Origin of the sequence: Gordonia sp. AC31, from assembly GCF_031844505.1 — a bacterium.
In the GTDB taxonomy this organism is placed as follows: domain Bacteria; phylum Actinomycetota; class Actinomycetes; order Mycobacteriales; family Mycobacteriaceae; genus Gordonia; species Gordonia hongkongensis.
Genome location: NZ_JAUZVK010000007.1, coordinates 216,713 through 237,598 on the forward strand (window position 1 = coordinate 216,713; position 20,886 = coordinate 237,598).

19 protein-coding genes and 1 riboswitch are annotated in these 20,886 nt (G+C 69.5%); of the genes, 10 read left to right on the plus strand and 9 right to left on the minus strand.

From position 1 onward, the window contains the following. Window position 1: 1 nt before the first annotated feature. Genes Q9R39_RS11210 through Q9R39_RS11220 form a run of 3 tightly spaced genes read right to left on the minus strand, consistent with a single transcriptional unit; the run spans window position 2 to window position 5,051 of the window. The gene (locus Q9R39_RS11210; RefSeq protein ID WP_078113227.1) at window positions 2–2,602 is read right to left on the minus strand and encodes a serine/threonine-protein kinase; all 2,601 of its coding nucleotides are present in this window, start codon (window positions 2,600–2,602) and stop codon (window positions 2–4) included. A 5-nt stretch (window positions 2,603–2,607) separates the two neighbouring features. Continuing rightward, the gene (locus Q9R39_RS11215) at window positions 2,608–3,603 is read right to left on the minus strand and encodes a glutamate ABC transporter substrate-binding protein (protein ID WP_165629477.1); all 996 of its coding nucleotides are present in this window, start codon (window positions 3,601–3,603) and stop codon (window positions 2,608–2,610) included. Further along, window positions 3,600–5,051, minus strand: a complete 1,452-nt coding sequence (locus Q9R39_RS11220; protein ID WP_058249606.1) for a hypothetical protein — start codon at window positions 5,049–5,051, stop codon at window positions 3,600–3,602. Before Q9R39_RS11220 ends, Q9R39_RS11215 begins: the two co-directional genes overlap by 4 nt. Before the next feature lie 348 nt (window positions 5,052–5,399). On the opposite strand from Q9R39_RS11220, the gene Q9R39_RS11225 reads away from it, so the two are divergent. Beyond that, window positions 5,400–5,882 carry an NUDIX hydrolase gene (locus tag Q9R39_RS11225; RefSeq protein WP_311277506.1) on the plus strand — a complete coding sequence of 161 codons (483 nt, stop codon included), beginning with the start codon at window positions 5,400–5,402 and terminating at the stop codon, window positions 5,880–5,882. 26 nt (window positions 5,883–5,908) lie between these two features. Here Q9R39_RS11225 and Q9R39_RS11230 read toward each other — a convergent pair whose 3' ends face one another. Beyond that, window positions 5,909–6,292, minus strand: a complete 384-nt coding sequence (locus tag Q9R39_RS11230; protein ID WP_269552691.1) for a hypothetical protein — start codon at window positions 6,290–6,292, stop codon at window positions 5,909–5,911. Window positions 6,293–6,608: 316 nt separating this feature from the next. After that, the gene (thiE, locus tag Q9R39_RS11235) at window positions 6,609–7,319 is read right to left on the minus strand and encodes a thiamine phosphate synthase (RefSeq protein ID WP_311277507.1); all 711 of its coding nucleotides are present in this window, start codon (window positions 7,317–7,319) and stop codon (window positions 6,609–6,611) included. Window positions 7,320–7,366: 47 nt separating this feature from the next. Continuing rightward, a riboswitch (TPP riboswitch) is annotated at window positions 7,367–7,478 on the plus strand. Between thiE and thiO the strand changes: the two genes are divergently transcribed. The 6 genes from thiO to Q9R39_RS11265 all read left to right on the plus strand — a co-directional run bounded on the left by thiO (window position 7,474) and on the right by Q9R39_RS11265 (window position 14,126). Continuing rightward, entirely contained in the window at window positions 7,474–8,538 is a 1,065-nt protein-coding gene (gene thiO / locus Q9R39_RS11240) for a glycine oxidase ThiO (RefSeq protein ID WP_211539770.1), read from the plus strand. (Overlaps the previous riboswitch by 5 nt.) Continuing rightward, on the plus strand, window positions 8,535–8,747 hold the full coding sequence (gene thiS, locus Q9R39_RS11245) for a sulfur carrier protein ThiS (protein WP_058249608.1): 213 nt from the start codon (window positions 8,535–8,537) through the stop codon (window positions 8,745–8,747). Before thiO ends, thiS begins: the two co-directional genes overlap by 4 nt. Before the next feature lie 58 nt (window positions 8,748–8,805). After that, window positions 8,806–9,594, plus strand: coding sequence for a thiazole synthase (locus Q9R39_RS11250; protein WP_280361828.1), 789 nt, complete (start codon window positions 8,806–8,808; stop codon window positions 9,592–9,594). Between the two features lie 71 nt (window positions 9,595–9,665). Then, window positions 9,666–10,649, plus strand: coding sequence for an ABC transporter ATP-binding protein (locus Q9R39_RS11255; protein WP_280360241.1), 984 nt, complete (start codon window positions 9,666–9,668; stop codon window positions 10,647–10,649). Further along, window positions 10,646–11,392 carry an ABC transporter permease gene (locus Q9R39_RS11260; protein ID WP_068970954.1) on the plus strand — a complete coding sequence of 249 codons (747 nt, stop codon included), beginning with the start codon at window positions 10,646–10,648 and terminating at the stop codon, window positions 11,390–11,392. The genes Q9R39_RS11255 and Q9R39_RS11260 overlap by 4 nt, the downstream gene beginning before the upstream one ends. Window positions 11,393–11,519: 127 nt before the next feature. Beyond that, complete coding sequence (locus Q9R39_RS11265; protein ID WP_211539771.1) at window positions 11,520–14,126, plus strand: LuxR C-terminal-related transcriptional regulator; 2,607 nt, start codon at window positions 11,520–11,522, stop codon at window positions 14,124–14,126. 83 nt (window positions 14,127–14,209) lie between these two features. Here the strand turns inward: Q9R39_RS11265 and Q9R39_RS11270 are convergent, their stop codons facing one another. The 4 genes from Q9R39_RS11270 to Q9R39_RS11285 all read right to left on the minus strand — a co-directional run bounded on the left by Q9R39_RS11270 (window position 14,210) and on the right by Q9R39_RS11285 (window position 17,353). Further along, on the minus strand, window positions 14,210–14,896 hold the full coding sequence (locus Q9R39_RS11270) for a phosphoribosyltransferase (RefSeq protein WP_211539772.1): 687 nt from the start codon (window positions 14,894–14,896) through the stop codon (window positions 14,210–14,212). An 8-nt stretch (window positions 14,897–14,904) separates the two neighbouring features. Further along, on the minus strand, window positions 14,905–15,375 hold the full coding sequence (locus Q9R39_RS11275; RefSeq protein ID WP_058249611.1) for a nuclear transport factor 2 family protein: 471 nt from the start codon (window positions 15,373–15,375) through the stop codon (window positions 14,905–14,907). Beyond that, the gene (locus Q9R39_RS11280) at window positions 15,372–16,238 is read right to left on the minus strand and encodes an SCO6745 family protein (RefSeq protein WP_311277508.1); all 867 of its coding nucleotides are present in this window, start codon (window positions 16,236–16,238) and stop codon (window positions 15,372–15,374) included. The genes Q9R39_RS11275 and Q9R39_RS11280 overlap by 4 nt, the downstream gene beginning before the upstream one ends. A 62-nt stretch (window positions 16,239–16,300) precedes the next feature. Further along, a complete protein-coding gene (locus Q9R39_RS11285; protein WP_311277509.1) occupies window positions 16,301–17,353 on the minus strand; it encodes an EamA/RhaT family transporter in 1,053 nt (350 codons plus the stop codon). A 270-nt stretch (window positions 17,354–17,623) separates the two neighbouring features. Here Q9R39_RS11285 and Q9R39_RS11290 point away from each other — a divergent pair, with 270 nt between their 5' ends. The 3 genes from Q9R39_RS11290 to Q9R39_RS11300 all read left to right on the plus strand — a co-directional run bounded on the left by Q9R39_RS11290 (window position 17,624) and on the right by Q9R39_RS11300 (window position 20,878). After that, window positions 17,624–18,811: a carboxylate--amine ligase gene (locus Q9R39_RS11290; RefSeq protein WP_311277510.1), complete on the plus strand. Its 1,188-nt coding sequence runs from the start codon at window positions 17,624–17,626 to the stop codon at window positions 18,809–18,811. A 137-nt stretch (window positions 18,812–18,948) separates the two neighbouring features. Further along, on the plus strand, window positions 18,949–19,143 hold the full coding sequence (locus tag Q9R39_RS11295) for a hypothetical protein (protein ID WP_311277511.1): 195 nt from the start codon (window positions 18,949–18,951) through the stop codon (window positions 19,141–19,143). Window positions 19,144–19,297: 154 nt separating this feature from the next. Continuing rightward, complete coding sequence (locus tag Q9R39_RS11300; protein WP_211539774.1) at window positions 19,298–20,878, plus strand: MFS transporter; 1,581 nt, start codon at window positions 19,298–19,300, stop codon at window positions 20,876–20,878. The last annotated feature ends 8 nt before the right edge of the window (window positions 20,879–20,886 follow it).

Here is a 20,886-nt window from a genome sequence, read left to right on the forward strand (position 1 = left end):
CCTAGAACAACGTATTCGGCCGGACGTAGTTGGCGAGGTCGACGAGCATGAACCGGTGGTCCCGGTTGGTGCGGGTCAGGCGGGCCAGTTGGCGCAGCGAACGTTCGGTGCCGGTGCGAATGCCGTACTCGGTGAACGGGAAGCCGAGCAGCGTCGAGGGTTCGTTGTCCTGCTTGGCGTCGTCGGGATTGTCGTGGATCCAGCCCAGCGCGGTGCCCAGCACGATGAGCAGCATCCGGGCCTTGCGCGGTTCGGTGTCCGGGATCTGCTCGAGACGTCGTGCGGCCTCGACGATCTGCTCGCGGGTCACCTGCGAGGTGGGTCGGCCGTGCACGAGCGCGATGATCGCCGTCGCGCGCGCGGTGTTGAAGTGGCGGCTGGTGGCCGGCACCTCGTCGAGCGGCTGGATCGCGGCATCGATGTCACCGGCCGCCACGGCGAGCCGGGCCAGACCGAACGCGGCGGTCACGATGCTGTGATCGGTCAGCCACAGATCGTGATAGTGATGTTGCGCAACGTCATACAGTTTGGCGATCTTCTCGGCAGACTTCGCCGGACCCTTCTCGTCGGCCAGCCAGCGGCCGATGAGTTCGGCGGTACCGGCGACGGCGAGCTTGGGCGCGACCTCGCCCGGCATCGCACCGAGGACCTCGTCGAAGCGCTCGTAGGCCAGTTCGGGTTCGTCGTTCATCAACGCGCAGATGCCCATGTACCACTCGACCCGCCACGAATCACCGTGGTGGGCGCGGACTTCCTGGAGAAGGGCGAGCGCGGTGTCGACGTCGTCGAGCTGCAGATGCGCGCGGGCCTCGGCGAGGTCGATCTCCCGCGACGGGTGAGCGTTCTTGACCGGCCGGCCGCCGAAGAGCGAGGCGAAACCCTCTGCCCGGGCGGTGTTGATGGAATCCAGGGTCTGTCGAGGGTCGGACAGCGCCGCCGAGGTGAGCAGACTCGCCGCCGGGTCGAGGGGGTTGACCAGCGGGACGGGCAGAGCGTTGGCGATGTCCACCGGGTCGTAGAACGCCGCCTGATCGGGGTCGAAGAAGCCGTCGACCGGCGCGAGCATCAGGTCGGTGCCGAACGTCGAGCGCTGCGGGGTGAAGACCGTGGACAGCGCGGGCCGCGGGACCCCCGTGTGCACGGCGACCGTCTCGCGCAACACATTCAGCACCTGGGTGCTCATCTCCTCCGCGGAGACGAACCGATCGGCCGGGTCGGGGGCGGTGGCGCGTTGCAGGAGGCGGTAGTACGACGGATTGTTGCGGAAGACAGGCGTTTTCGACGCGGCCGGCAGACCGTCGACGTAGCGTCCGTTCCGCATCTCCATCGGCACGGTCAGGACTGCGAGGGTGCGTCCGATGCTGTAGATGTCGGTCGCGATCTGCGGTCCGGTCTTGACGATCTCCGGTGCCTGGAACCCGGGCGTGCCGTACAGGTGCCCGTAGCCGTTGATCGGCGAGACGGCGCCGAGATCGATCAGCTTCACCTCGTCGCTGCCGACCATGATGTTCTCGGGTTTCACGTCGTTGTAGACCAGGCCGACCGAGTGCAGATAGCCCACGGCGAGAAGCACTTCCAGGATGTAGGCCAGGCCCTGCTCCACCGACAGCAGGGAGTTGTCCGGATCGCCCGCGGTGATCTGTTTGAGCGTCTGGCCGCCGATGTACTCCATCACGATGTAACCGAAGCGGTCATCGTCGTCGACGTGCTCGACGAAATTGTAGATCTTGACGATCCCGGGATGGTTGACCGAGGCCAGGAACTGCCGTTCCGCGACCGCGACGCGCTGCGCCTCCGAATCCGAGGAATTCAGCAGGCCTTTGAGGACGACGGGCCGGTCGCTCACATTGCGGTCGATGGCCAGGTAGATCCAGCCGAGGCCGCCGTGGGCGATGGCGCCGGCGATCTCGTACTGGTCGGCGACCAATGTTCCGGGAGCCAGTCCCGGGACGAAGGAGTACCGGGCGCCGCAGTTGCCGCAGTCGCCGGTCGGGGGACCGGCGCCCTCGCCCTCGGCTCGACCGACAGGTTTGCCGCAGCGCCAGCAGAACCGCTTGCTGTCGGCGATCACCGGGTCGTCGATGACGGCGTCCTCGGGCTCGATGTCGGTGATCTTCGGCATCTCGACAAGGCCGCTGCCGAGCCGTCGCTCGTGCACCGGCGGCCGACGCCGCGGAACCAGACGCCGACCGAGCGGACCCGAGTCGGGTTCCGGAAGGGGCACGGCCGGAGGTTGCCGTTCGACGCGGTCGGTCCGGTCGTCGGGGTCGACCCCCACGGTGAACACCGGTGCGACGGCCTGGGTTCCGACATCCGGGTCGGTGCGTCGGCCGGGCCGGGGGTCGGTGGTGTCGTCCATGTCGTCGGGGCCCTCGGTCAGCGCCGCCAGGTCGGCCCGCTGGGTGCCGACGTCGACCACCTTCGCGGTCGTCTCCGCGTCCTCACCACCGGGACGGCCACCGCCCGGGCCGGGACCGTCGAGGCCGGTGTCGTCGTCGCCGAGCAGGGCGTCGAGCGAGACCCGCTGGGTGCCGAGGTCGTCGCCCCGTTCGCCGTGGGTGACGTCGTCTGTGTCGTGATCGTTTCGGGCCGCGTCGTCCATGGGGATCAGTCCCGGTAGTACGGCTGGGGAGCGCCGTACCCACTGTCGAGGATGGACAGCCACCGGTCCCGGATCTCCTGCCAGCGGCCGGTCACCCGGATGCGCTCGAGCACGCCGTTGACGAACCGGATCATGTCGTCCTGGCCCTTGGGAATCCCGACGCCGTAGAACTCCTCGCCGAGGCTGGGGCCGACGACCCGCAACCACGGATCCTGCGCGGCGAGACCGGCGAGGATCGCGTCGTCGGTGGTCGCCGCGTCGATCTGACCCTGCTGCATCAGGACCAGACAATCGGCCCAGGTCGTCGTGCTGACGATCTTGGCTCGGGGCTGGATGGCCTGGATACGACCGATCGAGGTGGTCCCGCGCGCGGCGCAGACCCGCTTGTGGGCGAGCTGCGCCGGACCGGTCACGTTCGAGTTCCGGAACGACAGGATGCGCTGGGACGCGACGTAATAAGGAGCCGAGAAACTGATGTCGCGCAACCGGTCGCAGGTGATGCTCATCGTCTTGATCACCAGATCGACCGTCATGTCCCGCAGGGCGTCGATCCGCTGCGCCGAGCTCAGCACCTGGAACTCGACGCGGCGGTCGTCGCCGAAGATGGCGCCGGCGATCTCGTGCGCGATGTCGACGTCGAAGCCCTGGATGTCGCCGGTGATCGGATCGCGGAAGCTGAACAGGTTGGACCCGATGTCGAGCCCCACGATGAGCCGGCCCCGCTCGAGGATGCCGGCCATCGTCGAATTGATCGGCATCTGAGCAGGCGGCGGCATCTGGGCGGGCGGCCGCAGGGTCAGGGTCGCGTTGCAGGCCTCGGAACTCGGCGGCGGTTCGACGGGCACGTCGAACTGGACGCCGGGCAGCATCGGTTGCCCGGCGGTCGCCGTCGGTGGGGGTGAGTCGGGTGCGGGGAAACGCACGCAGCCGGTGGCGACGAGGCCGGTGAGCGCGAGCAGGACCACGACGGTCAGCAGGCGGCGAGGCGAGGGGACGGTCATCGGTACTCCCGGATGCGCGGGATGAGACCGCCCACGACCGCGACGCCGGCGAAGACGGTGAGCAGCAGGATGCCGGTGCCGGTGAACCCGAGGACCCGTTGCGCGGTGTTGATGTCGTCCCGGAAGGAGTTCCGGGCAGTCGTGATCGCATCGACCAGCGCGGTGTCCACCGCGGTGTAGGCGCGCGCCGAACTGTCCGGTCCGTCGCCGACGGTGTGCAGGCGCGCGAGACCGAAGTTGCCGGTCTGGATGTAGCGGCGGACCGCGGCGTCGGTGCGGCGCCACTCGGTCAGCGCCGCCGTGACCGTGTCCAGTTGTTCGCCGGTGACCGCGCTGTCGCCGTCTTCGGTGCCCTCGCGGACGTCGTCGACGATGTTGCCGATCTCGCTGGTCGCCGCGGAGAAGCTGCGCTCGAGACCGCCCTGATCGCCGCGGCGGATGAGCGAGAGCGTCTCGGCCGACCGCGCCTGCTGGGTGAGGATCCGGGCGGCGGTCAGGTCGCGGAGCGGGTCGGCGCCCTCGGTGCGGGCGTCGCTGGTGGCGGCCACCGACATCAGACCGGAGGCGAGCAACCACAGGGTCCCGACGCTGAGGGCGAAGATGGCCGCCACGATGCCGATGTTGAACCGCCGCCGGGTCCGCCGCGCCAGGTAGCGCGACGTCAGGACAAGCGCGGCGAGCAGGAACAGCAGCGGCGCGTACACGGTCCAGGGTGGACGGGTGAGGGTCTGCTGGGGGTCGGCGATGGCCATCGATCGCCGTTCGTAGAGGCGCTGGGCGGCCGGGAGGATCTGGTCCTGCATCATCGACGACGCCTGGCCGAGATACGCCGATCCCACCGGGTTGCCGAGCCGGTTGTTCGTCCGCGCCGTCTCGATGAGTCCGCTGTAGACCGGGATCGAGGTGGACAGGGTCTCGAGATCGGCGCTGACCGCCTGCTCGGCTCGGTCCGACACCATGCCGGAACCGGGTTCGCTGGAGGTACCGGTGGCCAGGATCAGCGACGACGACGCCGTCGCGAGCGCGTCGGAGTAGCGCTGCCGCAGATCGGGGGTCTCCAGTCCGCCGGAGATGAAGGCCGCGTTCGCCGACGCATCGGCGATCGACAGCGAGCTGTAGAGAACCTGCGCGGCCTCGGCGAGCGGTTCGGTCCGATCGATGAGGCGCTGCAGGGTCTGGGTGCGGTCCTCCAGGACCGTCGAGGCGTACAGGCCGGTGCTCAGACAGCCGAGCGCCAGGATTCCGCAGATGATGATCAGCTTGCCGGGGGTCGTGACGGCGAAGTGGCGCAGGGTCTGGAACGGGGACTGGGCGCGTTCCCGGGCGGTGGCGACGAGTTCGCGTCGGTCGGCGAGCACCTGGCGGATCGGGGGTGAGGCCTGTGCCGGACGGATCGTGCGACCGCCACGCGTCAGCGCCGTCCGCACGGAGGACGCGTCGCCGGTCACCTACCTGATCCCTTCTCAAACGCTGGATCGTCTCCGGTGCGGTCCTACGGTCACCGGTTCCCCGTTCCGGATTCGCGTGACCGGGCGATCAACGTCAGGGTTGTGTCATCTGGGTCATCGTTCACCGGGTCGTGCGTGTTTCACCCTATGTCATCGTGCCGGGTTCCTCCCGAGTCGACCGGCGCCGCGCCGCCGACCTCGGCGGTTCGCGCGTGCCGGGTGCTCGCCGACGGCACCTCGAGGTTCCGAGCCGCGATGAGAGGGCTTCGCGGTCTCCCTGGCAGGTGTTGCGCATCTCACTTACGGTGGAGGCACCCGGTCGGGGCGACCGGGATGCGAGGAGGCGTGGTGCGCGGCGACGGCGACGGCTGGGTGATCGATCCCGACGGTTCTCGATACTGGGGTATCCACGGCGCGGCAGGTCTGCTGCTGCGGGCGCCGCTGCCGGACGGATCGACCGGGGTGCTCCTCCAACACCGCGCCGCGTGGTCGCATCAGGGCGGCACGTGGGCGCTGCCCGGCGGGGCCCGCGACTCGCACGAGGGTGCCATCGACACCGCGATCCGCGAGGCCGAGGAGGAAGCCGGGATCACCGCCGACGACCTGCGCGTCGTCGCAGCGGTCGTCACCCTCGAGGCGCCCGGCGGATGGACCTACACGACGGTCATCGCCGAGACGGACTCGCCGGTCCGCACGGTCGCCAACTTCGAATCCACGGAACTGCGATGGGTCGACGAGAAGCGCGTCGATCAACTCCCACTGCACCCCGCGTTCGGAGTCGCGTGGCCCGTCCTCCGCGACCGGATCGCGATGCTCGATCCGCAGAGCTGAGGCCCCGTTCCCTGAGGAGCCCGGGGTCACACCCCGGCGCGGTCGGACTCCAGCAGTCGGTTCGCCCCGGCGACCAGCGCGTGGACGTTCGCCTCGTCGCTGCTCGCGCCCTCACCGACGGCCCAGGCCTGCCGGCCGTCGTGCTCGCACAGCAGGAACGTCGTGACCATGCCGTCGACGACCCGCTGGTGCAGCCGGACGATCTGAACCGGGGCGCCGACGTCGTAGAGGATCGAGGTCATCGCACCGACGGGGCCGGCGGCGACGGCGCTGCGGGACATGATGCGGTCGGCGATCGCGAGCGTCGCGCGGCACTCGACCAGGTCGCCCGAGTACGGGACGGCAGAGAAGGAGCCCAGCCGGATCGTGCCGCCACGGGAGTACTCGTCGGTGAATTCCTGCCAGGTCATCCCGGCGGCCTCCTCGTGCATCCCAGGGGGAAGCGGGCGGCCGAAACGTGCGGCGAACTGGTCGCCGTCGTGCCGGTCGTCGCGCTCGGTCCACGAACAGGATCGACGAGGTAGATGAAGAGGGTGCATCTCGAAAACCGATTTCGGTCGAAGAACGGATGACCGACTGGAGAGCGCAACCGACCCGCAGCGGGGGGTCGGTCAGATTCAGACCCCGCTGCGGCGGGTTACGAGAACGCTCGTGATGCACAACATGATCGGTCCACCATAGACCCGCGACACCGACCGGGCAAACGTGTTTCCGCCAGGGGAACCGCTAGAGCATCCCGGCGAGGTCGGTGGCTGCGGCGGCCGGGTCATCGGCCGCGGTGATGGCCCGCACGACGACGATGCGCCGCGCCCCGAGCGCGGTGACCTCCCCGACGCGGCCGGCGTCGATTCCGCCGATGGCGAACCACGGCTTGGCTGATTGTGTTGCGGCAGTGGAGGACACGAGGTCGAGGCCGGCGGCGGCGCGGCCCGGTTTGGTGGGGGTGGTCCAGCACGGACCGACGCAGAAGTAGTCGACGTCGTCGTCGGCGATCGCGGCGGCAGCCTGCTCGGGGTCGTGGGTCGAGGCGCCGATGACGACGTCCGGTCCGACGATCCGGCGGGCCGCCGACGGCGACAGGTCGCCCTGTCCGACGTGCAGGACATCGGCCCCGGAGAGCGCCGCGATGTCGGCGCGGTCGTTGACCGCCAGCAGGGCACCGTGCGCGTCGGCGACCGTCCGCATGCCCGCGAGGATCTCGAGTTCCTCGCCCGCCTCCAGGGTCCCGAATTCGCGCTCGCCCGGCGAGTTCTTGTCGCGCAGCTGCACGATGTCGACGCCGCCCGCGAGCGCCGCGTCGACGAAGTCGAGCAGATCACCGCGTTCGCGCCGGGCGTCGGTGCACAGGTACAGGCGGGCCGTGGAGAGCCGCCGGCGACGGTCCGTCGCGGAGCCGGGGTCCGTCGACGCGGAGCTGGTGCGGTTCGGGGTCGTCACGCCGACCAGGCTAACCGGACCCCCGACGCCCCGGCGTAGGGTGGATCGCACGAACACACGGGAGTCCGGATCGGCCGGGCTGAGAGTGCGGACAGATTCCGCTGACCGTCGAACCTGATCCGGGTCATTCCGGCGAAGGAAGGTGATTCCCAGCGTGGATTCCCCACCGCAGCGCCCTGCCCACCGCGCCCTGACGGTCGTCGGGGGCGGTGTCATCGGGCTGACCTGTGCGCTCACCGCGGCCGACGCCGGATGGCGGGTTCGCGTCCTCGACGCCGGCACCGACGAGCGCGCGTCCTGGGTCGCCGGCGGCATGCTCGGTTCACTCGGCGAGGGTCATCCCGGCGAGGACGCGTCCCTGGCCCTGTCGGTCGAATCGGTCCGGCTGTGGCCGGCGCTCGTGAAGCGGCTCGACGACCCGGGTGTCGTCACCGCCACCGACTCGCTGTTCGTCGCGGCCTCGGCCACCGACATCGAATACCTGCGGCATCTCGCCGATTTCGTCTGGGCCGGGCAGCCCGCCACCGATGCCGCGCTGCAGTCGGTGACCGGCCGCGACATCCGGACCCTGGAACCGTCGCTGAGCTCTCGACTGGTCGGTGGCTACCGCGCGGTCGGCGAGTGGTCCGTCGACAACCGGCGGCTGCTCGAGGCGTTGCGCGCCGCCGCGACGTCGGCGGGTGCCGAGTTGGTCTCCGCGCGCGTCGAATCCCTGGCCGACCTCGACGACCTCGGTTCCGACACCCAGATCCTGCTCGCCGCTGGACTGGGCACCGCGGCCCTCTGGCCGGGTGTGGACCTGCATGCGGCGAAGGGGGAGATCCTCCGCCTGCACCGCACGCGCTGGTCGGTGCCGCCGCCCGGTCACGTCGTCCGGGCACGCCTCCACGGGCGGGCCGTGTACCTGGTGCCGCGCGAGGACGGAGTCGTCGTCGGCGCCACCCAGTACGAGGCCGAGGGGACGGCCGACCGCGCGCCGCAGGCCGGCGGGGTCGCGGATCTGCTCGCCGACGCGATCGAGGTCTTCCCCGGGCTGCGGACCTACGAACTGACCGAAGCGGGGGCCGGTCTGCGGCCGTGCACCGCGGACGGATTGCCGATCGTCACCCGTGTGGACACACGAACGGTCGTGGCGACCGGGCACGGGCGCAACGGGATCGTCCTCGCCCCGGGCACCGCCGCCCGCGTGTTGTCGATTCTGGAAGGAGCAGAGGAATGAGTATCACCGCCAGCATCACCGTCAACGGCAAGAGCGTCGACGTCGGCGCCGACACGTCGGTGCGCGACGTCGTCACCGGGCTGGGGTTGCCGGACCGGGGGATCGCGGTCGCGGTGGACGGCGCGGTCGTCCCGCGCGGCCGCTGGGACCGGCACACGATGACCGACGGTGCCGTCGTCGAGATCGTCACGGCGGTGCAGGGTGGCTGACCTCGCCGATCTGAAGCCCGACGCCTCGCGGACCGAGCAGAAGTCCGGCGACGAGACGATCCCGGATGCGGACCATCTGCGCATCGCCGGTCGCGACTTCTCGTCGCGACTCATCACCGGTACCGGCGGCGCGTCGAATCTCGCGACCCTGGAACGCGCGCTGGTCGCGTCGGGGACCGAGCTGACCACCGTCGCGGTTCGGCGCGTCGACGCGGCCTCGGGCACCGGGGTCTTCGATCTGCTGCGCCGGCTCGACATCGCCGTCCTGCCCAACACCGCGGGCTGTCACACCACCGCCGAGGCGGTCCTGACCGCCCAGCTGGCGCGCGAGGCGTTCGAGACCGACTGGGTGAAGCTCGAGGTGGTCGCCGACGAACGCACCCTGATGCCCGACGCCATCGAACTCGTCGACGCCGCGGCCGCACTGGTGGCCGACGGTTTCGTCGTGCTGGCCTACACCAACGACGATCCGGTCCTGGCCGCGCGACTCGCCGATCTCGGGGTGGCGGCGGTGATGCCCCTCGGATCGCCCATCGGGACCGGACTCGGAATCCTCAACCCGCACAACATCGAGATGATCGTCGACGACTGCCACACCCGCTTCGACGACCCGCTGCCGGTCATTCTCGACGCGGGCATCGGCACGGCGAGCGACGCGGCCCTGGCGATGGAACTCGGTTGCGACGGCGTGCTTCTGGCCACCGCCGTGACCCGGGCGGAGAACCCTGAACTGATGGCGACGGCGATGCGGCACGCGGTGACCGCGGGCCGCCTGGCCGCGCGTGCGGGCCGGATCCCCAAGCGTTTCTGGGCGCACGCGTCCTCACCCGGGCGCGACCGGGACTGACCCGCGGTCCCGCGGCAGGCCGTCCGAATGACAGACCGGGCCGCTCGGGGTTCGGCGGCTATGGTCGAGTCGTGTTGCAGGTAGCGAATCTGACGAAGGACTTCGGCGGTCAACGCGCGGTCGACGACCTCACCTTCGAGGTGGGGCCGGGACGGGTCACCGGTTTCCTGGGCCCCAACGGTGCGGGTAAGTCGACGACCATGCGGATGATGCTCGGACTCGACCGTTCGACATCGGGCACGGCGACGATCAACGGGCAGCGCTACCGGGACCTCGAGCATCCGCTGCGGCAGGTCGGTGCGCTGCTCGACGCCCGGTGGGTGCATCCCAATCGCAGTGCGCGGTCCCACTTGCGGTGGCTCGCGGCGAGCAACCGGATCCCGGCCGCCCGCGTCGACGAGGTGCTCGAGACGGTCGGGCTCACCTCGGTGGCCAAGAAGCGCGCCGGCGGCTTCTCGCTCGGTATGTCGCAGCGGCTCGGGCTGGCGGGTGCCCTGATCGGCGACCCGCACACACTGCTGTTCGACGAGCCGGTCAACGGCCTCGACCCGGAGGGCATCGTGTGGATCCGCGGGTTCATGCGCAAGCTCGCCGCGGAGGGGCGGACGGTGTTGGTGTCGAGCCATCTGCTCACCGAGATGTCGCTCACCGCAGACCATCTCGTCGTCATCGGGCGGGGCCGGCTGATCGCCGACTGTTCGGTGGCGGAGTTCACCGGGCGGGCACGGCAGTCGGTGCGGGTGCGCGGCCCGCAGCTCGAACAGTTGCATGCCGCGCTCGCGTCGGCGGGGCTGAATCCCGCGCCGGGTGACCCGGATGCCCACGGGCGCCCGGTGATGCGCGTGCCGGACACCACGACCGATCGGGTCGGCGACCTCGCCGCCGCCGCGGGCATCACCCTGCACGAACTCGCCGCCGAGTCGGCGTCACTGGAAGAGGTCTTCATGTCGATGACGGCGCACGCCGTCGACTACACCGCCGTCGACAACCGCGCCGTCCACGACCCCGACGCCCACAACCGGGCCGTCGGGAACCACGGGGGAGTGAACCGGTGATCGCCGCGATCAACGCCGAACGGATCAAACTCGCCAGCACCCGGTCGCCGTACTGGTGCCTCGGCGTCGTCGTGGTGCTGGGCCTGGGCTTCGCGGTGCTGCTCGGCGCCATCGCCGGCGGTTCCTACGGCAGTCCCGGTGAGACCGACACCCTGACCGACGACTTCCTGCTCGGCGTCAACCAGTTCGGGGTCGCGGTGCTCGCGATCATGGCGATCCTGGGCGTCACCACCGAATATCGCTTCGGCACGATCCGACCGACGTTCGCGGCGATCCCGCGTCGGCCACAGGTCCTCCTCGCGAAAGCGGTCGTGTTCGGCGGACTCTCGTTCGCGGTGGTGGCCATCGTGTCCGTCGTCGCGGTCGTGGCGGCGCAGGTGCTCGCCGGCGTCGGAGTCTCGCTGACCGGACCCGAGACCGTCCGGCATCTCTGGGGGACGCCGGTTTTCGCGATGCTGTGCGCGCTGATCGGCCTCGCGGTGGGTGCGTTGGTGCGGCATTCGGCCGGTGCGGTGGCGATCGTGCTCGTCTGGATGCTGGCCCTCGAGCGCATCGTGTCGGTGCTCCCGCGGGTGGGCGAGCACATCGTGTCGTTCTTGCCGTTCCTGAACGGGTGGAACTTCCTCGCCGGCGGGAGCGACACGTTCCACTGGAACGCCTACGGTTCGTTGGCCTACTTCGCGGGCTTCACGATCGTGTTGCTGGCGGCGGCAGTGGCCGTGACCAATGCCCGGGATGCGTAGTTCGCGGATTTTCTTCCGCCGATGTCAAATCCGGGATTGGCCGCGTGTCGACAGGGCCATCCGGTCGGACCACATTGGTGCTTCCGGGCGGCCCATTGTAGGGCCCAGCAGACTAGAATTCGCGGTTATGTCCACGAATTGGCCGCTCGTCGAGCGCGATCGGGAGTTCCGCACGATCCAGGCGGCCCTCAGGGGTGAGACGACCGGCTGTGGGGTGGTCCTGACCGGTGACTCGGGCGTGGGCAAGACGACCCTCGCCCGGCACGTCACCGCCGAGTTGCCGACCGGGGTGCGCTGGGTGGCGGGCACCGAGTCCGCGCGCTCGATCCCGCTCGGTGTGTTCGCGCATCTCGTCGGTCCGGCGACGTCGAGCGATCCGGTCACCTACCTTGCGGCGGCCCGTGAATCGCTCCTCGCCGACGGCGATGTCGTGATCGGGGTCGACGACGCCCACCTGCTCGACGAACTGTCGGCGACACTGCTGCATCAGCTCGCGATCGACCGTGCGGTGCACATCGTCGCGACGGTCCGCAGCGGCGAGACCGTCCCGGATGCGGTGACCTCGCTGTGGAAGGACAATCACCTCACGCGGATCACGTTGTCGCCGTTCACCAAAGAGCAGAGCGTCGACCTCATCGAGTCGGTGCTCGGCGGGCAGCTCGAGGAGCATTCGGCCGATCTCATGTGGGAGGCCTCCGGTGGGAACGCCCTGTTCCTACGGCATCTCGTCGACGGTGCGCGGCAGGCCGACACGCTGCGGCAGGTCAACGGCGTGTGGCAGCTACGCGGACGCGCCGCCATCACCTCGGAGCTCGCATCGCTGCTCGAGGGGCGGATCGAGCAACTCGACGCGCCGGTTCTCGGGGCCCTCAAATACCTCAGTCTGTGCGAACCCCTCGACATCGACGTCCTCGCCGAGCTCGCCGGCGAAGAAGCCGTCGAAGAGGCGGAGATCGCCGGGCTGGTGCGCATCACCCGCGACGGGCGGCGTCTCGACGTCGCCTTCCACCATCCGCTGTTCGGTGAGGTGATCCGGCGCCGCCTGGGTCTCGTGTCGTCGCGGCGGCTGCGCGGCCGGCTCGTCGAGGCGTTGCAGTCACGGCCCACGAACACCCCGGCCGAGCGGATTCGGCTCGCCGATCTCGCGATCGAGAGCGACGTGGAGATCGACCTCGCGCTGGTACGGACCGCCGCACGCGATGCCCTGAACCTCGCGCAGACGCCGCTCGGCGAACGATTCGCGCGGGCGGCGCTCGACGAGGGCGGTGGACTCGAGGAGGCCGAGTTGCTCGCGCGGGCGGTCATGTGGCAGGGGCATCCGGACGAGGCGCGGGACATCCTGTCCCGCTTCTCGCCCGACGATCTCGACGAGGGTCGACTCGTGCTGTGGGGCAATTCGATCATCGGCAACACGTTCTGGGCTCTGGGCGACGCTGATCGGGCCGACGAGATCCTGCGGTTGCTGACCGAGCGGGTCACCCACCCGGCACTCACGCCGATCGTCACCGGAATCGCCTCGGCGTGCGCCCTCTTCGAGAACCGGATCGACGAGGCGATCACGCTGTCCGACACCGTCCTCGCCGAATCCAGGGCGCTGCCGTGGGCGGTGGAGTGGGCGGTCTTCGGTGGCAGCCTCGCCCGTGCGGTCGCCGGTCGGGGAGCGGAGGTCGGGGCGCTGGCCGAACACTCGCGCGAGGTCGAGGTGGACGGATTGCTCCGGTTCCCCACCGGTTTCGGCGAGACCCTCGCGCTGACCCTCACCGGCCGACTCGACGACGCGGACGGTGCCGCGGGGCGTTTCGTGTCCGCCGCGCAGACCGCGCAGTACCTGGGCTGGGCGATGTCCGGAATACTCGTCGCCGCAGTCGAACTCGCCCGCGGATCGTGCGCCTCGGTGACCCGGCGGATGGAGCAGACCCTCGCCATCCTCGACAGTGGCCGGTTCTCCGAGTCGTGGAACTTCCCGGCCCACATCTTCCTGGTGCAGGCCCTGAGTGCGCTGGGACAGGCCGATCGTGCCGCGGCCGCGCTGGCCAAGGCGCGGAAACGTTCCGGCAAGCATGTGGCCGTCTTCGGGCCCATGCTCGCCATCGCGGCGGCCTGGCAGTCGGCGGCCGCCGGAACCGTCACGCCCGCCGTCGAACTCGCGCACTCCGCGGCCACATCCGCCCGTGCCGCCGGTCAGTTCGCGGTGGAGGCCGAGGCCCTGCACACCGCCGCCCGGTTCGGGGACGGCGGCGTCGCCGACCGGCTCACCGAACTGGCCGAGCGCGTCGACGGTCCGCTCTCGGATCTGTACGCGCGCCACGCCGCGGCCCTCCGCGACGGTGATGCGGTCGAACTCGATCTGTGCTCGACGGCGTTCGAGGACTCCGGGGTGTGCCTGTCCGCCGCGGACGCGGCCGCGCAGGCCAGTGTCCTGCACGACGCGGCGGGCAGACGGTCCGCGACCGTGGCGTCGGCCGCGGTGGCGAACCGACTCGCGTCGCAGTGCGGTGGCCTGCGGACGCCGGCGCTGATCTCGGCCGCGCAACCGTTGCCGTTGACGTCGCGCGAGCGGGAGATCGCCAACCTCGCTGCGGCGGGCCTGTCCAACAAGGACATCGCGCAGCGACTCACCGTCTCGGTCCGCACCGTCGAAGGTCATCTGTTCCGCGCCTACACCAAGCTGGATGTGGGTGACCGTGCCGAGCTTGCTGAGCTACTCCTCAAAGACCAGCGAAAGCCCGGCTGAAAACCACCCGTAGGAAACGGACAGTCGACGACAGCTCGCCGGTGCCGCTCGGACGGGTGGTTTCCGGTGCGGTCCTCGACGGCTCAGTCGCTCGGCCGGCTGAGGGCCGCGATCACCTCGTCGTCGTCCACCTGAGTGAAGTCGCCGTAGGACAGGCCGACGGCCCGGAACGGTTCCGGCGTCACGAGGACGATCACGTCGTCGGCGCCCCGATCCCGCAGTCGCTGAATCGAATCGGAGGGTGCCGTGGGTACCGCCACCACCACGTGGGTGGCGCCGGCGGACCGGACGGAGTCGACCGCGACGGCCATGCTCGACCCGGTGGCGAGACCGTCGTCGACCAGGATGACCGTCCGGCCGCCGAGCTCGGTGCCGGGACGTCCGCCGCGGTAACGTCGTTCGCGGTCGTCGAGGATGCGCCGCTGTCGATCGGCGGCCTCGTCGAACTCGCTGCGGGACACTTCGAGTCGACGCGGTATGTCGTCGTTGACCACCAGGTGGTGCGCGGTGAGCGCGCCCATGGCGAACTCCTCGTGGCCGGGCGCCCCGATCTTGCGCACCACCAGCACGTCCATCGCGCACCTGCCTGTCGACGCCGCGATGGCGTCGGCGACCTCGCGGGCGACCGGAACCCCGCCGCGCGCGAGTCCCAGGACAACAGGTTCTGTTGTACCGGCCTCCGGAATGCCGACGCCGTACCGGACTTCGACGACCCGCGCACCCAGCAACCGACCCGCCTCGCGGCGGTCGGCGAAGATGCGGGCGCGCATGGGCAGGCTCAGACCTGCACTGCGGGACCGACCTTCAGTGCGAAGCTCGGCACGTCGGCGAGCCCGACGGTGGCCTCGTACGTGCGGTCATAACCGGTACTGCTGATCCGCCATCCGTCTGCGGTGCGGCGGTAGGTGTCGTCGTAGAACGCCGCCCCGATGAGCATGAAGGAGAACTCGGCGACGATGACCCGGTCGTGCAGGTACCAGCGTCCGCGTGCGGTGTCCCCGTCGATCTCGATCTCCGGGTGTGCGACACGATGTTCGGTGATGACTGCGGGACCGACGTTCTCGCGCATGTATCCGACCAGCTCGTTCCGATTCGAGAAGGCCAGACTCTCACCGTAGTTACCGGTGACGTCCTCGGTGAGCGTCGACTCGAACGCCGTCCAGTCCTTGGTGTCGAGAGATCGCAGGTAGCGATACTTGAGGCTCTCGATCGCCCGCAGGTCCTCGAAGCCGCCGGCGGGCGCGCTCACTTCGTCCTCGTTCCCGGCAGGATTCCGGCATCGATGACGGCTTTCACGACCGGTCTCGTCCGAGTGAGGAGGTCGTCGGTGCCGGCCCAGATGGCTTCTCCGACAGCATCGGTGGTGGCCTCGATGTCGTCGTAGGTCGCCGCGCCGGAAGCGGTGAGACGGTGCCCGTCCTCAACGCGCTCGGCCAGCCCGGCGTCGACCAGGCGATCGACGCTGTCCTGCCAGTCCTGTTCGGACCAGCCGCGGGTCATCAGCACGATGCGCTTGCCCAGGGTACGACGACGAACCGTGGGGTCGGGAAGCTGCGACTCGTGGAAGACGGCCGCGTCGAAGCCGTTCAGGCCGTTGAGCGCGAGCGCCGCGATGTGGTTGTCCCCGCGCCACTCTCGGAGAATCGCGATGGCGTGCCACAGACGTAGGCGCGCGGTGTCCGGTCGCGGGGCCGTCGACCACGCGGCAGCGAGCGGGCGGCCGCCGAGCGGGAGCCGGGCCGCCAGATCGTAATAGGCGGAGGCGAGTTCGTCGAGGACGGCGTCGTCGATGGACTCGCCCAGGATCTCTCGCAGCGAGTCGTCGAGCATCTGATTGCGTCGTTCGTGGACCCGGTCGAGCCCGGCGTCGACGGCGGCCGCCCAGCCCTTCGCGATGAGTTCGTGGTTGAAGTTGTAGAAGGCGGAGGCGACGACCGAGGCCGCGCACGGACCGAACGGCGCGCCCCGCGCACCGACGTAGAAGGCGTAGGGATCGAGCCCGGTGTCCGCCTGCGCGCCTTTCAGTCCCGGATTGAAGTAGGCCAGAATGTGGAAGGGTTCGAGGGTTTCGTAGGCGAGCCGGGCAGCGGAGCCCGTGCTGGTCGATGTCATCAACCCACCCTCTCCATCAGCGGGGCGGGTGTCAACCACCTGCGATGACGAGAGCGGGAGCGTCAGGTGCGCCGGGAGTCCCGGCTGTCGAAGACGGGGTCGTCGGTGGTCCACAGATCGGTTTCCGCGACGTCGGGGTCGGCGTCTGCCGCGGACGCTCCGCGCTCCTCGTCGGACGTGGGTTCCTCCCGGCCACGGCGCCACCCGCCCTTCATCGGCGGCGCCTCGCCGAGGTGATCCGGGTCGACCGAGCCGTACCAGGCGACCAGCACGGCACCGATGACCGCGCCGACGAAACCGAGGATGGCCAGCCAGCCCAGTCCGGGTTTGGCCGTGTCATCGAGGAAGACGACCCCGACCAGGCTCGGGCCGGCCGTCTCGCCGACCACGAGCACCGCGGTCACCCCGTTCACCGCGCCGAGCTGCAGGGCGACGGTCTGGACGTAGAAGCCCACCGCGCCCGCGGCGGCGATGGTCCAGGCGGCCGGATCGGTCAGCAGCGCCACGGGATCGAACGGCTGGATTCCGTCGAGGATGCGCACGGCGATGGCGATGATGCCGAACAGCAGACCCGCCGATGCGCCGCCGACGATGGCGCCCGCCGGACCGAGGTTGTAGACGCCCACCAGAGCAAGAGCGCAGAGGGCGAGCGTCGCGACGAACAGACCCCAGTGGAATCCGACCTCTTCGCCGCCGCCGGTGTGATGGGACGACGCCACGCCGAGCAGGCAGAGCGACATCACGACCAGCCAGATGGCGACCCATTCGCGGGTGTGCAGCGCGATGTTGAGGATGATCGTGCCGAGCAGGGCGGTGATGACCAGGTTGGCCGACACGATGGTCTGCGAGAGGAACAGCGGTAGGAACCGGGCAGCGAGGGCGCCACCCGCGAAGCCGAGGACGACCAGTGTCGTGCCGAGGATGAAGGCCGGATCGACCAGCGTCGACATCGTGGACGAGAGGGTCGGTGCGCCGTTCTCGGTGGTGATGCCCTCGCCCTCGTCGGCAGCGGCTTCGGCCACGCGGCGGGCGCCGAGCGCGCGCAGGACCGTGGACATTCCATAGGCGACTGCGGCGAGGCACGCGGCGATGACGCCGATGACGAACAGCTGCATGCCTCCTCCAACTCGGCCCGGATGAGCCTCGACAGGCTCGGACCGACGACCACCCCGACTGCGTACGCACGCGATCGGCCCGGGCCGCACCAGCGCTGCTCCGCAACTGCTGTTCCGCAACCGGAAGCGAAGCACACGGACCGGCCGATCGTGCAAAAAGCTAACAGGGTGAACCGACAGGACGGTACTGAATATTCCCGACCCGACCGGATTTTTTCGCAGGCCGTCCGGCTTCCGTGCGCAGGGCCCGTCGGCACTACACTCGCTCGGGTGAACAGCGCCGGACAAACCCATGTACTGATCACATTCGGCAGATCGTTCCTCACCCTGGAACTCGCGCGGCTCATGGCCGCGGCGGGTCACCGGGTGAGCATCGTGGACTCCATCCCGGTCGGGATCGGCCGATTCTCCAACGCGGTGAGCGACTTTCACCGCGTGCCCCCGCCGAAGTTCGAGCCGCTCGCATACTGTCTCGCCCTCGCCCGGATCGTGGCCGACAACGACGTCGACATGGTGATCCCGGTGCACGAGGAGACCGACATCATCGCGATGCTCGCCGAGGTGTTCCCGCCCGAATGTCGGCTGTTCCTCTCCGATTTCACCACCGAGAACCGCCTGCACAACAAGTACGACTTCCAGGAGCTGCTCGTCGAACTCGGGATCCCGACGCGCGAGTTCGCGCGGGTGTCCGGACCCGAGGACGTCGGATCGCTCGATTTCACCAAGCCGTTCGCGCTCAAACACTGCTATTCGCGGGGGTCGCAGAAGGTCCACAAGGTGACTCCCGGCGATCCGCTCACCTGGCTCGAACACGATGAGCAGAACCCGTGGATCGCACAGGAGTGGGCCTCGGGGAACAACTTCTGCACGTACTCGGTCTGTCACGAGGGTCGCGTCTACGCCCACGCCACCTATCCGGTCGACTACGCCATCGACGGCAGTTCGTGCCTCAACTTCCGGTCCGTGGACCATCCGCGGATCGCCCGGTGGGTCAGCGATTTCGTTCGCCGGGTGAACTTCACCGGCCAGATCGGCTTCGACTTCATCGAGGACCGGAACGGTGGCGGCGACCTGTTCTGCATCGAGTGCAACCCGCGCGCCCCGAGCGGGATCATGATGTTCACGCCCGAGGACGGCGTCGATCGCGCGTTCTTCGGGACCTGGAATCCCGACGACGGACCGATCACGCCCGGGTCGGGCGTGGACAAGATGATCGGGCTGGGCATGCTGCTCTACGGGTGGCGTCCGTCGTCGCGCAAAGACCGGACCCTGCGCGACTTCGTCCGCGACTTCCGCGGCGCGTCCGATGTCGTCAGCAGTCCGGGCGACCAGAAGCCCGCGCTGATGCTCCCGTTCGCCTATGCCGGCATCCTGCGCAGCTGCCTCAAGTACCGGGTCGGGCTCGCGGAGGGTTTCATGCACGATCACGAGTGGGACGGTCTCCGCATCAGCCTGTGACACCCCGTCGCGGATTCGACCCTTCGGGATGGGGACGACGCCGACGCCGGGGCGTAGAATCCTCAGTCACCATCACCTGCGTGTTGACCCCATCCGCAGGGTTGTCCGGGGGGACTCGAGCTCGAGGGGAGCTGCTCATGAACATGTCCGGGATCATGCGTCGCACGTCTGTCGGGGTGGCCGCTGTCGGTGCCGCCTGCGCGATCGGTCTGGCCACCGCGCCGGCCGCTTCCGCCGCGCCGGCGCCGGTGCAACCGGTGCAGGCCGTCGGTTCGGTGGCGATCTGCTTCGGCATCCCCATCGGGCCGGTGACCATCAGCGTCTGCCTCTGATCTGATCCGAGCTGTATGACGCTGTGCCCGGAAACCGGGCACGACGTCATACGGATTCCTCGTACCCCACCAGAAGTCGACGCCGGCGTGACCATTTCGTGCCGGAGCGTCCCGATCCCCGGCCCGATGGCGCTCGCGCACGTACGATTCCCCGATGACGTCGACAACGGCCGAGGTCGAGGCGGGGACTGCTCCCAAGCGGGCGAAGGCGATCCTGGTCGCGCTGATCCTGGTCGCCGGGGTGGCCAACATCAATCTCGCGGTGGCGAATGTCGCGCTACCCGACATCGGCAAGGCGCTCGACGCGAGTTCGACGCAGTTGAACCTCGTCGCGGTCGGCTACTCGCTGGGCCTGGCGGCGTCGGTGCTCTACTTCGGCGCGCTGGGAGATCGGCACGGGCGCAAGCGGATGCTGGTCATCGGCATGTGCCTGTCGATCCCGGCGTCGCTCGTCGCCGGATTCGCGCCCAACGTCGAGGTCCTGTTCGGTGCTCGTCTGGTGGGCGGCATCGCCGCGGGCCTGGCCTTCCCGACCACCCTCGCGGTGATCACCGCACTGTGGTCGGGGCCGAAACGGGTCCGGGCAATCGCCGCGTGGTCGGCGTTCGGCGGTGCGATCTCGGCGCTGGGACCGGTCCTGTCCGGGGCGCTCCTCGAGATCCTGGCCTGGCACTCGGTGTTTCTGGTGACCCTGCCGCTCGCCGTCGTCGCGTTGATCGCGGCGTGGCGGTTGGTGCCCGATGATAACGGCGACCAGGCGGCGGTCGTCGACAACCTGGGCGGCGTCGTGTCCATCGTGATGGTGGGCTCGCTGGTGCTGGCGATCAACTTCGCCCCGAACTCCGATCAGCGACTGCAGGTCTACATCCTGGCCGCGATCGCGCTGCTGGCAGGGGCGGGTTTCGTCTGGCGGCAGCTGCGCGTGCGGGTTCCGCTCTTCGACCTGCGGATCGCAGCCCGACGCACCTTCTGGGTCGCGGCGGTGGGCGGGCTCATCGTGTTCGGCACGCTCATGGGCGCGATGTTCATCGGCCAGCAGTACATGCAGAACGTGCTCGGCTACTCGACGCTGGCGGCCGGCGCCACGATCCTGCCAGCCGCGGCCGCCATGATCGTCGTGGCCCCGCGCTCGGCCAAACTCGTGCAGAGCATGGGTTCGCGGTTCACGCTGCTGTCCGGTTACGCCTTCATCGTCGTCGGCCTGGTGCTCGCGATGCTCACCTGGGATGAGGACGCCCACTTCTGGCATGTCGGTCTGGTCTACGTCCTCGTCGGGGTGGGCGTCGGTCTCGCCGGCACCCCGGCGTCGCAGTCGCTGACCGGTTCGGTGCCGGTGCAGCGCGCGGGAATGGCGTCGAGCATGTCCGATCTGCAACGCGACCTCGGTGGCGCGATCCTGCAGTCCACCCTCGGCGCGATCCTCACCGCGGGTTACGCGAAGCAGTTGCAGGACACCATCTCCGGTTCGCCGCAGGCCGATCAGGTCACCGAACAGACCGAAGCCGCGCTGACGAAGTCGTTCTCGAGTGCCGAGGTCCTGGCCGAACGCTATCCGCAGTACGCCGATCAGATCATCGCCGCGGCCCGCGACGCGTTCGTACAGGGCGACAGGAACGCCTACGGCGCGGCGGCCGCCATCGTGGTGGTGGGTGCGGCGGTGGTGTTCTTCTTCTACCCCAGACACGAGGCGGAGCGAACGGCGATGGCGGAGTACGCGGAACAGCGCAGCCTCTGAGTCGCCGA